The following is a 14033-nucleotide window of genomic DNA, read 5'->3' as shown; positions in this document are numbered from 1 at the left end:
GTTATGAGTTTACCGTGCCGAGGTCCGTTGAGCCAGTGTATCGAGCATCGATCCGGGCAGGCGGGCCATGATAATCGATCGAAGTTCATCGATACGCTTGCGACCTCCCGCACCACGGGGCGTGAATGTTGGGGCGAACAACGACACACGAAGGTCTTCGATCAACCACTTGTACGTGTCCAGTTGATCGTCGAACATGGTCTGGTGCCCCTCTGTGTGCTCTGCAGCCATGATCGCATCAAGCACATCTGTGTATGGTTTGAGTTCGCTCGCGAGTACTGCATCCTTGGCAACACCGTTTCGTGCAAGTTTCTCCCAGCGTTGCAGATCGGCGGAGAGTGTACGAGAGAGATTGGCGTATCGCGATGATGGTGTCGTGCTCAGAAAGCGTTGGGGCGTGAGAAGTTCGACGTGAGAGCGGATGTCATCTGCAACACGGTTCCATGCATCCGGCTGAGGTGCATCGATTGCTGTAAGAACAGCCTGCCGCTTTGAAAGCAGATCCTTCGCGACAGTAATTGCTCTGCCAACTGTGGTGTGTATTTGCGGAAGTCCTTTTTGAAGCAGCGACTCAAAGTCGGCCTTTGTTCTAATTGTCCACGGATCCACTGTCTGCAGAAACGCAAGATCGGCTGTCATTGTGACAAGCTCATCGCGTAACTCTGCTGCAGGCCCAATCGTTGAGTACATGAGGCGCAGGGCATTCATCTCGGGTGCAGCATCAACAAGTGCTTTGAGCTCACGTCGCGCAGCAAGCATGAGCAGGCGGCGGAGCCCAAGACGCATGTGCGATCGTGCTGTCGACTCAGAATCAAAGAGCCTGATTGCAGCGCTGGAACCGGCATCAGCCAGCGCACACCACGCACGAACTGAAACGCCTGCTCTTTGAAGATCCGCGTGCTCGGGAAGATCCCCAAAGTCCCACGAGACTATCTGCTCGCGTGTCAGTTCTGAATCGATTGACGTTCGAAGTCGACGTGAGAGTGTCGGCGCGAGCGTTTGCTTGAGCGTCGTGAGATCTGACGAGGTTCCGAGTTCAGATCCATCGCGGTCAATGATGCGGTAGGTCATCCGGAGATGTGCGGGCAACTCAACACGACGCCAGACAGTGGGAGGGATCGTAATGCCGTTTGCACGTGCAACCAGACGAGACAGTGCTTTGGTGAGAGATCCATCACCGAACTTGAGTTCCGCAAGAGCAGCATCTGCAAAGGCAGGTGCAGGACCGAAGTGACGACGATACTGCTTCGGGAGTCTGCGCACAAGCTCAATGATTTTCTCTCGAATCAGGCCCGGGACGAGCCATTCACATTGATCTTCGTCAATCTGATTCATTGCTTCAATCGGCACAGTGAGCGTTAGGCCGTCGGCATCGCTCTGTGGTTCCATCGCATAATCGACTGGAAGTTCGCCTGCGGGCACACGGATCGTTGATGGGTAGAGTTCTTCAGCTGGAAGTTGTGCGTCGCCGCGGAGGAGATCCTCCATTGTCATGTGCAGAATAGTGGGACGCCGACGTTCGGTCTGGATCCGCCACGTCTCGAAGAGTTCTGTGTTGTGGACACCCTTGGGAATGCGGGCGTTGTAGAAGTCAAACCGTGTAATGGAATCCACGAGCAGATCGCGTTTGCGCTGCTTCGCTTCCATATGCTCAATTTCATCAATGAGTTTACGATTCTTTTTCAGGAAATCCCCGCCGACTTCTGCGCTCTCATCCACCAAGCCGTGATGGATGAAAAGCTCTCGAGAGGCGTCGGGATTAATAGGACCGTAGTGAACCGGGCGATCTGTAATAAGTTCAAGCCCAAACAAGGAAACTTTCTCGTTTGCGTGGACACGCTGGCGTTCGACAGACCAGATAGGATCTGTGTACGTTCGTTGCACGAGATGATGTGCAACACGCTCGATCCACTTCGGTTGCACACGAGCGACAACGCGTGCATAGTGCTTTGTTGTATGCACAACTTCTGCGGCAACGATCCACTGCGGCCTTATTTGTGACAGAGGTGAGGAAGGATGCACTTCAAAGCGGGTGCCGTGCGTCCCCTGATACTCCCTGCGATCCGCAAGTTTCCCTATCGAGACCAGCATTCCGGAGAGAATCGAGCGATGAATCGCAGCGTACATGTCCGGCTCGGCTGGACTCGGGCGTCTGGATGATTCTCGCAGTTGTGATGCAAGACGTGGCTCAGGGGATCGATCGGATCTTCCCGCGCGTCTGGTTGTGCGTGTGCTATCGGAGTATCCCAACTCCTTTAGCATTTCGCGCAGCTGCTTGTATACGTCGTTCCATTCCCGTAGACGCGCGTGTGATAGATACTGTTGCTTCACCCCGCGTTTGAGTGCGCTCGAGCCGAGCTGATCCTGCAGTTTCTTCCAGTGACTCCACAGATTCAGCACTGTAACAAAGTCCGACGCTTCGTCGTTGAACCTCGCGTGCAGCAAGTCTGCTTCTTCACGCTTGTCGAACGGACGTTCCCTTGGATCCTGCACCGAGAGAAACGAGGCGATGACGAGCATCTCGGGAAGTACATGCTCGGCTGCAGCCTCCAGTAGCATACGCCCAATGCGTGGATCGACTGGAAGGTGTGAGAGCTCTTTTCCGATTTGTGTCAGGTTGTTGTGGTCGTCGATCGCGTTAAGTTCGCGCAGTGTGTCTTCTGCATCGCGAATGAGCCGATCATCCGGTCGTTCGACAAACGGGAACTGTGCAATCTCACCCAATCGCAGCGACTTCATCTGCAGCACAGCACCAGCAAGATTTGTACGCAGAATTTCAGGCTGAGTAAACTCAGGTCGCTTGTTGAAATCGTCTTCATCGTACAGACGTATGCAGATACCGGGCGCAACACGACCACATCGTCCCTTGCGCTGGTTCGCACTTGCCTGAGAGACTGCCTCAACAGGCAACCGCTGCAAACGTCTTCGTGTACTGTACCGACTGATTCGAGCGGTCCCTGTATCAATGACACCGTGGATGTTGGGGACTGTCAGCGATGTCTCGGCTACATTGGTCGCGAGGACAATACGCCGGCGCTTGTGATCCGCAAAGACTTCATCCTGCTGCTGGGCAGTCAATCGTGAGTACAGAGGGAGCAAGTCAAACGGTTTTGGCCCTCGCTTACGGAGCGCTTCGGCAGCGTCGCGGATCTCGCGCTCACCGGGAAGAAAGACGAGCAGGTCGCCAGTCGTATCCCTTGCAAGCTCATGTGCGGCATCAACTACCACATCCTCAACGGGACGATCCGGTGCTCGAACAGGCGTGTCATCCGCATCAACCTGTGGGAGCTGTTCCACGGGACGATATCGCACCTCGACCGGATATGTTCGGCCCTGCACTGAGATAACTGGAGCGGGGGTATCGTTGGGTGCAAAGTGGTTCGCAAAGCGCTCCGTGTCAATGGTTGCGCTCGTAATGATGACGCGGAGATCTGGCCGACGCGGGAGGATACGTTTGATATACCCGAGCAGAAAATCGATGTTCAGACTTCGTTCATGTGCTTCATCGAGAATGATCGTGTCATACCGATCAAAGTACCTGTCCGATCGTGTTTCGTTGAGAAGCACTCCATCAGTCATGACCTTGATGCGTGTTGCATCTGACGCAGTATCCGTAAAACGAACCTTAAACCCGACATCCCTCCCAACAGACTGCTGGAGTTGTGAAGCAAGTCGCGACGCAATGGAGCGAGCGGCAATGCGACGCGGCTGGGTGTGTGCGATCATTCCGGCGGCGCCGCGACCCAGTTGCAAACAGATCAACGGCAGTTGCGTGCTCTTGCCCGATCCCGTATCCCCGGCAACAACGATGACCTGATGCTCCTTGATCGCGCGAGAGATCTCCGCAGCGTGTTCTGTTACTGGGAGGTCTGGCTGGAGTGTGACAGATGGAGCGGATGACACCCGTCGTATTCGCTTCGCAATGGACTGGCGCAATCTGGACTCAATCCGCTTGAGTTCTGCATTCACAGCATTGGCATCAACATCGCCAAAGCGAATTGCGCGGAGACGCTTGCGTGTCCAGGCTGCATCGAACAGCATTGCTTCTTCGGCCTGTTTCCAGTATGCGTCAAGCTGCTGCCATATCTCAGCAGAGTGTGACGGCACAATCACAGCAGGCTCAGACGCTGGCCGATCTGATACTCGCTTTGAATATGTTCTGCGACGCGATTTCATGAGAGATGGGACATTGTTGGCTTCAGCCAATCGTTATTGAGGGCCGATCAGGAAAATGGCAAGGTCGTACGCGACATGACATCCCACTGCAATACCAAAGCCCCGAAAGATGTATGCAATTCCGAACCAGACGCCCGCGAGCCCGAGGAAAAAGAACTGTTGAATATCGATCGTCTGGTTGTCGGACACGTCGTGGTACAACGCGAACACTACCGCACTGACAAGGACAGCGATAATTGTTCCGGATCGCTTCGGGACGCGGAACAGATCTGAGACAATGATGTGAATAATTGGCATGAGTGCCATACGAAACAGCATCTCCTCGTAGACACCTGCTCCAACAGCAATCACGGTCAGCTGCTGCCATGATCGATGGTCAGTCGCTGCCTGAACCAACTGTGCAGCTTGCGGAACTCGGTCTGGTGTTCCGAAGAGCGCTGATATGACCGTCGATACAATCAATAGCGGCATCGCCCACAATGCACTTTCTACAACCATGCCACCAAGCACAACCGGTCTCGGCTTGCGTGATTTCTCACTGATCATCAGCTGAGCAATCAGCACTGTGATAAGGGTGATCGCTGGGATACGTTGGCCAACTGCACCAAATGCTTCAAAGATCCTTTGCAACCACTTCCAGGCGCGGATCAAGAGCACATCACCCGTGCTCGGATCTGTCAGATACATGCCAACGCCAACTTCCCAGATCAGGATTAGCGGCAGGACAAACAGCAGGATATGTATTGGTGCGAGCGAACTTGTGAAGTAGTTTTCGGTCGGGACGCTGCTCTCGTATTCGTCATCTTCACTTTCATATTCGTCGTCATCCCAGTCCTCGTCTTCCCACTCTTCCTCGTCAGGCTCAATGCTTGGATCATCGAACTCCAACTGCTCGTTCTTGTTGTGACGTGGCGATCGGGACATGGAGTGTGATTCCGTGGATGAAACAACGAACTGTGAGGATAGGATGCGAACTGACCACCGACCAGAACCCGTCAATTGTCATCTGCAGTTGCAGACTTGGAACGGGGTGACGCATACCATCCCGGCCCGCCGAAAGGCGAGCACTGCGGGCGTAACTCAATGGTAGAGTGTCAGCCTTCCAAGCTGAATGTTGCGAGTTCGAGTCTCGTCGCCCGCTTTCGATGCATCCTTTCAGCGCATGGTGTGCACTGACGGTAAGGGCCATTTGCTGCCAAACGCTACGCAGTATGGCATTACCACGGATTTCCTTGCGACCTTAGCGTGAGATGCTGAGTGTCCTCTGCTATGACGTTCCAAAGACCACCACTGGTAGCCCAGTCGGGATACAAAGCGCTGCGTATACGCTGAAAAAGACCTCAAGCACGGTGCGTTGCGTCGTTCACGTTAATGTCGAGGCTCGAATCCCTTCAGGCCTCAGCGAATCTCAGGAGGACACGCAAGTTCTAGGGTGTCGATAGCGCTTCACCGATACGCGTTTGTATCGAACGTGCGCATCCGCCAGAAACACGCTTTGTTGGACCGCATGATCCGTAACCTCCGCGATTCACATGATCCCTCATGTATTATCCGGGACGAAATCCGTATCCTGCCGCCCGCGTCCGGCCAAATGAATGAGTTCCTTGTTCCGCAAAGTGGAGGATAAGCAATGACGTATTGTTGTACGGCATTTCAGAACCTATTGGCGTGCGCTGGCGAGCGAGGAACTGCAGTTCTTGTCGGGTTCGATTCAAGTGGTGAGTTGTGGTTTCATCTACAATCGCGGGGCATAGCATTTGAAGATGAACCAAAGCTGAAACCGACCGACATAGATATCACAATTAACATTCACGCAGAAATGGGTTTGAGATATTGCCCCAGTTGCGGTCGGTTACTGGAAAAGTTATTGAAACAGCATAAAGACTTCTATGCGAAACTTGCGAAAGAGCATGAGAAGTACTTAGTAGGGTGGGTAGCCAAGTTTTGAGTTAGCCGTGGTCGTCCTATCCAAAAACTGAACTCATGCCGCTTTTCGGAGGTAGGATCGCAGCAAACCTGTCTGGTCCAAAAACTCGTTCACGCTGTTTTTCGGTGGTAGCAACGCAGCATGCGGCCTCGGAGCACGGTTCGACGCTACTACCAACAAGTTCATTGGCTTCTTAGGAAGGAGTGTTAAATGAATAGGCCACCCCGCGATATCCCAAAGCTGATGTTTCAGATTCTGTCGACGCCTGAAGGCAATGGCGTCATCATGGAAGTTCTCGATGAGAATGAGGACGCGATCATGGAGATAAATATTGATGCTGACGGAAGTCGGCATGTCGTTCTTTATCACTCATCTGAGCATCTTTCGATTCCACTCACGGAATTGGAGAACGCTATCGCGACCGCGAAGGAACACGTTGTGCTGGTGGATCCAGAATCGCTGTTTGATTCCTGAACCACCGCCCCGGTTGAGTGTGTCACTTGGGCGCGGCACCACTTCGGCGGCGATATGAACTGGGATGGCAAAGTCGATACGACAGACATGAACTATCCCGTTCCCTCCAAATATGGAGTTCATGCCGCTTTTCGACGGTCCGAACGCAGCAAGCCGCCCAATCGTTCTCTGCCACCAACTTCGATCGATGGTTTATACTCGGCGGTAATGGATCGCCAATTTGTACGTTGCCCAACCTCTGATTTGTCCTCACTGTGTTGTACTGTTTCGGGTGAGTTGGCTCGCAGCGGTGGGAGTGCCCCGATGGTAACAACAGGTGCGAATAGTGCCATATGCTGCCATGGCTGTCAGAAGCGAAAAACAAACCGGTGCGTATGCGATGACACACATCTTCCCATTACATGAGACTCCATTTGATGGGATTTGCGTTCGATCGAGGTGCAATCGAACGCACTGGTACGGCTACGTGATGCAATGTGTGTTGCTGTTGAGATCAACATGAAGTAATGTCTCTGTGTCTTCAGCCGCGCGCATGCCAGCCAGAGTTGTGGTACTGCACACATGGTGGAGTGAAATCATCTGATAGATTCTTACTGAGAGCATGGCATCCAGATGGTGTAGCTCTGGAAAAAGGGTTATTGGTCGTAGCGCTGACATCGTCCGTGCATGAGCCTTTGGTGCTTCCAGCTCTCCCAAGCAGCGACGCTCTGAGTTCGTATCCTGAAGCCGAAGTGCCGCATGGGCGATAATGAAGCAAGTTCCTCGTGTTCGGTCTGATCAGCCAAATTGCAGTGCTCGATTTGCATCAGAGTTGCTTGTGATAGCGAACAGAGCTATGACATGATGTATGCTAGGCTGAGATGGGAACATCGTGACTGGGTCGTTGGCCGATTGGGTTGTTCTCACCAAACGATGGAAGAGGTTCCATGCAGAAAGCGAACAGTGTGGCATTGGGCTGTGCAGCAGCAATGATCTCAGTGAGCATGGCACGTGCAAGCTCGACGTGTCCAATAACATCGTCCGCAGCGATGCCGGTTCCCCATTCAGTTGATACGACGAACACAAACACCAGCCTTCCTGTGAACGTTGTCACGCACCGTGTTGATGTGCCAGCGTGGAACAAATGTGGTGACAGTGTCCTGTCTTCATTGTCCGCCCAAAATGCAGACATCATGCTGTTGCAGGGGGTTGATACAGATTCCACACCATGTATGGACTTGAACTCCGCGTTTGTCAGCAGCAACGAATACAGCTGCTCGTTCGGATTCTTTGATGGCAATCCATCAAATGATGTCCCATCGAATCTCACAACCAATCCGATCCTCTGGCGCAGTGACATGTTTACTGTCGATTGGGATCGGTCGGGAGAGGTTGCGTGGACAGGCTCAGGTCAGCCCATGAGCATCAACTGGGTTACGCTCATCCACGATGTTTCCGGTGCTGAACTGTTCGTGTGCAATACACAACTTCGCAAAGACAACGGCACTTCCGAGCAAGCACAAACTCAACAGAGTCAGGCGATGCTGCTTGCTCGCACAATCAAAGCACACTGGAATCCTGCGCAAACAGCTGTGATTGCAGGCAACATGAATGCGAGTCTGTCCTCGCCAACAATGAAGTTTCTGCTTGATGGTGAAGAACTGGCTGGAGAGACGTTCTCGGTTGCGCTGACCGATGTCGAAGGCAGCAGAAAGACAGGGTCCAGCGACTACATGCTTATTCCAGCAACGCAGAATCTGGATGTATCTAGTGTTGGTTCATTCGATACCGGATCGGCTCACGATCTGCTTGCTGCGACGCTTGACCTTGGCAGTGGGCACGATGCTTCGGTTGCTGCTGGGGAAGGGCGTGCGTTTGTGACACCTCCGCTGTACCAGGGAGAGCTTGTTGGCGGTTTCCGTGTCTTCGATCTTGAGATGATGCGCGGAGCAACACGGTTTTATCCATTTACCGTTGACACTCCGACTGCGGGATACAACGGAAGTTATCTCGGTCCGACGCTCGAAGTGCGCAAAGGAGAGCAGGTCAGGATTCGCGTGACAAACCATCTCGGCGATCATGACACAACAACGCATTGGCATGGACTTCACGTGCCTGGAGATATGGATGGCGGGCCCCACCAGACAATACATCTCAATGAAACATGGGAAGCGGTCTTTCCTATTCTGAATCGAGCTGCAACCTGCTGGTATCATCCGCACCCGCACGCCATGATGTCGTTGGGTGGGCGCGATCCCGGCGGAACCGCGCAACAGGTCTACGAGGGACTCGCTGGGATGTTTATTATCCGCGACGATGAGACTGATCAGCTTGCAATCCCCCAAACATATGGCGAGGATGAGTTTCCACTCGTCCTGCAGGACAAGTCATTCAATCCGGATGGCACACTCTTCCATCTCTTCCCAGCAGGTTCCGGGCAGATCGCGTTGCGGCGCGGCGGTTCATTTCTTGTGAATGGTGTTGTTTCGGCTGAGCAGGAAACACCAGCGCAGGTCATTCGCTTTCGTGTGGTCAACGGCTCGAATGCCCGGTTCTATAACCTGGGAATAGATGACGGCAGGAGTTTCTATCAGATCGGCTCTGATGGAGGCATGCTTACTGCTCCTGTAAAGCTCACGCGCCTGCTCATCGGACCTGGAGAGCGAATGGATGTCCTGATCGACTTCAGTTCTGATCTGGGGCAACGGGTGACGCTTCGTTCGTATAACAGTGAACTCGGAACGCGGATTCTTCCCGATATGTTTGCGGACACGTGGGATCGCAGCGATTTCGACATCATGGACTTTGACGTTACGAACCCGACAAAGAATGCACTCCACACCATTCCAGCGTCACTCATTCCGGTTGAGACCATTCCAGAAACAGAGGCGCACAACCTTGGAAATCCTCGGCCATTCCTCCTTTCATCGAACAAGACCATCAACTTTGTTCAGATGAGCCTTGGCGTGATCAACGAGACCATCAATCTGAACGACACCGAGATTTGGAAGATCACCAACCAGACGCCGATGGCCCATCCGTTCCATGTTCATGGCGACTCATTCCAGATCCTGACGCGGGATGGTGTGCCTCCGCCACAGAGTGAAGCTGGGTGGAAGGACACAGCAGTCGTTGAGCCTGGCCACGAACTGCGAATCATCAAGCGATTCCGTGACTATGCCGATCCAGAAAAACCATACATGTACCATTGCCATATTCTGGAGCACGAGGACGACGGCATGATGGGACAGTTCGTTGTTGTTGACAACAACATCTGCTATGCGGACTGCGATCAAAGTGGCACGTTGAATATCTTCGACTACATCTGCTTCGGAAACCTGTATGCAGCGCAGGACCCAAGTGCAGATTGCGACCAGAATGGATTGTTCGACGTATTTGACTTTATGTGTTTCCAGAGTTCATTTGCTCTTGGCTGTCCCTGATTCATGGCACGCCTGACGGTTTGGATTTTGTCCGGACAGCGGGCGGGACGCAAAGCCGAGACTACAGGCAGTTTGTACTTTGGTAGACAGGACTTCCGGGCAGGATTGTGCTTTTCATTTGTGTTGCAAGGCTTGTGCAACTTGCGCCACTGAGCCTGCAGAAATCCCTTGCAAACCCGAATTCTGCTGTGACTAAAAGCTTTTCGACGGGATTCGTGTGCCAATCAAGCATCCTGTGATACATTGTACAGACGTGACTTCGACCGGGTGGCTCAGGTTGTGTGGAGAGAGAGCATGAAGATCCAGACGTTTTCTATCGTTGCACTCGTGGCATGCTGTGGCACTGCCAGCGCGCAGTACCGCACCATCAATGGTTCGGGGAATAACGTGCAAAATCTGAACTGGGGTTCCGTTGGAATGCAGTTAAATCGTATGGGAACCGCAACATATGGCGATGGTATCGGATCGCTTGTTGATCGCGGCAATGTTCGATCAATCAGCAATATCCTGTCGACACAAACAGCTGCACCGAACACAAACACACGACAGCTCTCATCCATGTTCTGGCAGTGGGGGCAGTTTCTCGATCACGACATCACATTGATTTCTGAAGGCCCAGAGAGTGCAGCGATCAATATCCCCGCTGGTGATCCGTACTTCGACCCATTCAATACAGGCACACAGACAATGCCGTTCCATCGATCGGCATACATCAATGGTGTATCGTCACCCCGTGAGCACCAGAACGAGATCACGCACTGGATTGATGGATCGATGGTGTATGGGTCGGATACAACTCGCGCTAGCGCGTTGCGTGAGTTCAGCGGCGGTCGCATGTTGATGGACTCAAACGGCTACCTTCCAAAGAACACTGCGGGCCTGCCGAATGCAGGGAGTTCAAGTCCTGATTTTTACTTGGCAGGTGACGTCCGTGCAAATGAACAGACCGGACTGCTCGGAATGCACACGGTGTTCGTGCGGGAGCACAACTACTGGGCAGACAGAATCTCGCAGCAGAACCCATTCATGAATGACGAGGAGATCTACCAGACCGCACGTAAAGTTGTGGGTGCTGAGATCCAGTCCATCACATACAACGAATGGCTGCCATCACTCTTGGGTGGTCACGGACTTGGGTCATATTCCGGGTATGACTCAACAGTCAATCCGAATCTTTCGACAGAGTTTTCAGCAGCAGCATTCCGTTTCGGCCATTCAATGCTGAATGACCAACTGCTCCGCATCGATGCGAACGGTCAAACATACGCCGGTGGACATCTTGATCTGGCAGCAAGTTTCTTCAATCCATCACTGATCTCTGAACCCGGGTCTCTGGATGCGGTGATGCGCGGTCTTGCGTTCCAGGAGGCGAACGAGATTGACACACAAGCGGTTGATGCTGTGCGCAATATGCTCTTTGGTCCTCCCGGAGCCGGTGGGCTTGATCTCATCTCGCTCAATATTCAGCGAGGTCGCGATCATGGTGTGTCAGACTACAACACACTTCGTGAGACGATGGGGCTTACGCGTGTGGCAGACTTTGCTGAGATCACGAGTGATCCGATCCTTGCGCAGGATCTGTCCGTTGCGTACGGAACAGTCGACAATATCGATGCATGGATCGGCCTGATGGCAGAAGACCACCTTTCCGGTGCAAGCGTTGGGGAAACCATGGCAGCCATCTTTACCAGCCAGTTCTATTGCCTGCGCGAGGGAGATTCTTACTTCTACCTCAACGATCCACTGCTGCAGGGTTTGGTCGGCGAGATCGACGCAACTTCGCTCGCAGATGTCCTTATGCGCACAACTGCTGTGGGGATGCTGCAAGGGAATGTGTTTGTCGTGCCAGCACCGGGTGTCGCGAGCGTGCTTGTCTGCGGAGGTGTGCTTGCCGGACGTCGCCGCCGCAGAGCATAACGCATGAAGCAGTAACGATCGCGCCCTTCCAGCAATGCTGAACAGGGTCTTGGTGTGTACAGTCATGACTCTGTATCACACACCAGCAACCACTCTGCAGGATGCGAAGCCTGCGTGTGATTGCAACCGGGGACCCGCGTGCTGCTCCATGCACACAACATTGCAAAGTCGCACGGCGTCCGAACACTGTTCAACGATTTCAGTATGGCTGTTGATCGCTCCGATCGCATCGGACTCATTGGTCCCAACGGTAGCGGTAAGAGCACACTCCTGAAACTTCTTGCAGACATAGATCATCCAGATGATGGCAGTTTGACAGTCCAGCCATCGGCTCGCGTCGTTTACGTGCCGCAGAACGACCAGTTTGATGCCGGTGTTTCAGCACGCAATATCCTGATCAAGTCGGCTTATGCCAAATCCGATACGACTCACGATGACTTTGAGGCAGAACTGCTCGCAGACATGCTGTTGTCTCGATTTGGATTCGATTCGGCACGAGCAATGACACCTGCTGATGCTCTGTCGGGAGGCTGGCGGAAGCGACTGGCCTTTGCTCGCGCATTCAGTCAGGCTGGCGGCGAGCCCGATGCGTTACTGCTTGATGAGCCGACAAACCATCTCGACATCGACAGCATCCAGTGGCTCGAATCCTTTCTTGTGCAACAGACCGGGAGTGTCAGGTTTGCCATCGTCTTTGTGACGCACGATCGAATATTTCTGGAGCGTGTTGCAACGCGCGTTGTCGAGTTGAGCCCGGCATATCCACACTCCGCTTTCACAGCGGAAGGCAACTACACCGAGTTTCTCCGGCGCAAGTCAGAGTTTTTGGAAGGCCAGCAGCGTGCACAGCAGGCGCTTGCTGGCATTGTCAGGCGGGATCTTGCATGGCTCTCGCGTGGGCCGCAGGGACGGCAGACCAAAGCCAAAGGACGCATCAGCGCGAGCTATGCACGTATGGATGAACTCGAAGAACTAAAAACCAGAAACACTGCTGCATCTCAGGTGGGTCCCCGGGTTGATTTCGATGCAACAGGACGGCGTGCCAGAAAGCTGCTTACCGCGCGTGGCATATCAAAGTCATTGGGCAATCGATTACTGTTCGATGGGGTTGATCTGACGCTCGGTGCTGGCGATCGTCTCGGGCTGCTTGGAGCGAATGGCAGTGGAAAAACGACACTCATCAGAGTACTCACTGGCGAGTTGTTGCCTGATGCTGGCACGGTTGAGGTCTGCGACCCCGCGCCACGCATACTTGTATTCAGTCAACACCGTGAAGACTTCCCACCCGCAACACTCCTGCGCCACGCGTTGTGCCCGGTGAGCGACACGGTTCGCTTCCGTGGGCAATCGATGCACGTGATCTCCTGGGCTCGCCGGTTTCTCTTCAGGGATGAACAACTCGATCAGCCTGTGAAGTCGCTGAGTGGAGGGGAGCTTGCGCGCATCCACATAGCACGTATCATGCTGGAACCTGCTGACATTCTTGTGCTCGATGAACCCACAAATGATCTCGATATCCCCACACTCGAAACGATGGAGGACTCTCTTGAGGACTTCCCTGGCGCACTCGTGCTTGTAACGCACGATCGTGCAATGCTGCAGCGACTGGCAACGAGTGTGCTTGCACTGGATGGCATGGGAAGTGCGTCCATGTATGCTTCAGTTGATCAGGCTCTCGCAGCAGCGCAGCGTCCGCGTCAGGAAAGAGACGAAGAGAAGCGCAGCACAGCAACAAAGTCAGATCAGCAGTCCAAACCAGTCGGAACGAAGAAGAAGCTCAGCTACATGGAGCAACGAGAATACGACAGCATCGAGCAGCGAATAGAACAGGCCGAAATGCGCGTTGTCTCGGCAGAAGGGAAGCTAGCAGACCCGGGTGTGATGTCTGATCACGATGCGATGACAGCGGTCTGCGATGAACTTTCCAATGCCCAGAATGAAGTTGCGCTGCTCTATGCTCGATGGGATGAACTTGAAGCAAAGCAGCAGTCTTAAGTTGCCAGCCTGAAAATATTTCACGATCACTAAGGCAATCTACCTAGTTTTTTACTGCACTGATCCACGCATTGTGCTGGACGGAGGTGTTGAGGACTGTTCAAATCTGATTCTGGGACTAT

Annotated in this window: 7 protein-coding genes and 1 tRNA gene; 5 read left to right on the top strand and 3 right to left on the bottom strand. The window is 53.4% G+C overall.

Going from position 1 to position 14033, the window contains the following annotated elements; translation table 11 throughout:
• Positions 1-9: 9 nt before the first annotated feature.
• On the bottom strand, positions 10-4176 hold the full coding sequence (hrpA, locus tag H6815_13230; protein ID MCB9861401.1) for an ATP-dependent RNA helicase HrpA: 4167 nt from the start codon (positions 4174-4176) through the stop codon (positions 10-12).
• A gap of 33 nt (positions 4177-4209) precedes the next feature.
• Positions 4210-5100: a CPBP family intramembrane metalloprotease gene (locus tag H6815_13225; GenBank protein ID MCB9861400.1), complete on the bottom strand. Its 891-nt coding sequence runs from the start codon at positions 5098-5100 to the stop codon at positions 4210-4212.
• Positions 5101-5245: 145 nt separating this feature from the next.
• Between H6815_13225 and H6815_13220 the strand changes: the two genes are divergently transcribed.
• A tRNA-Gly gene (locus tag H6815_13220) sits at positions 5246-5317 on the top strand.
• A gap of 996 nt (positions 5318-6313) precedes the next feature.
• Positions 6314-6577, top strand: a complete 264-nt coding sequence (locus H6815_13215) for a hypothetical protein (protein MCB9861399.1) — start codon at positions 6314-6316, stop codon at positions 6575-6577.
• 850 nt (positions 6578-7427) lie between these two features.
• Here the strand turns inward: H6815_13215 and H6815_13210 are convergent.
• The gene (locus H6815_13210; protein MCB9861398.1) at positions 7428-7670 is read right to left on the bottom strand and encodes a hypothetical protein; all 243 of its coding nucleotides are present in this window, start codon (positions 7668-7670) and stop codon (positions 7428-7430) included.
• 118 nt (positions 7671-7788) lie between these two features.
• On the opposite strand from H6815_13210, the gene H6815_13205 reads away from it, so the two are divergent.
• The 3 genes from H6815_13205 (at position 7789) to H6815_13195 (ending at position 13911) form a co-directional block, all read left to right on the top strand.
• The gene (locus tag H6815_13205; protein ID MCB9861397.1) at positions 7789-9999 is read left to right on the top strand and encodes a multicopper oxidase domain-containing protein; all 2211 of its coding nucleotides are present in this window, start codon (positions 7789-7791) and stop codon (positions 9997-9999) included.
• Positions 10000-10293: 294 nt separating this feature from the next.
• Positions 10294-11916 carry a peroxidase gene (locus H6815_13200; protein ID MCB9861396.1) on the top strand — a complete coding sequence of 541 codons (1623 nt, stop codon included), beginning with the start codon at positions 10294-10296 and terminating at the stop codon, positions 11914-11916.
• 204 nt (positions 11917-12120) lie between these two features.
• Positions 12121-13911, top strand: coding sequence for an ABC-F family ATP-binding cassette domain-containing protein (locus H6815_13195; protein ID MCB9861395.1), 1791 nt, complete (start codon positions 12121-12123; stop codon positions 13909-13911).
• Positions 13912-14033 lie beyond the last annotated feature (122 nt).

Source organism: Phycisphaeraceae bacterium (genome assembly GCA_020639155.1).
Lineage (GTDB): Bacteria > Planctomycetota > Phycisphaerae > Phycisphaerales > UBA1924 > JACKHF01.
This window is presented reverse-complemented; position numbering and strand designations above follow the sequence as displayed.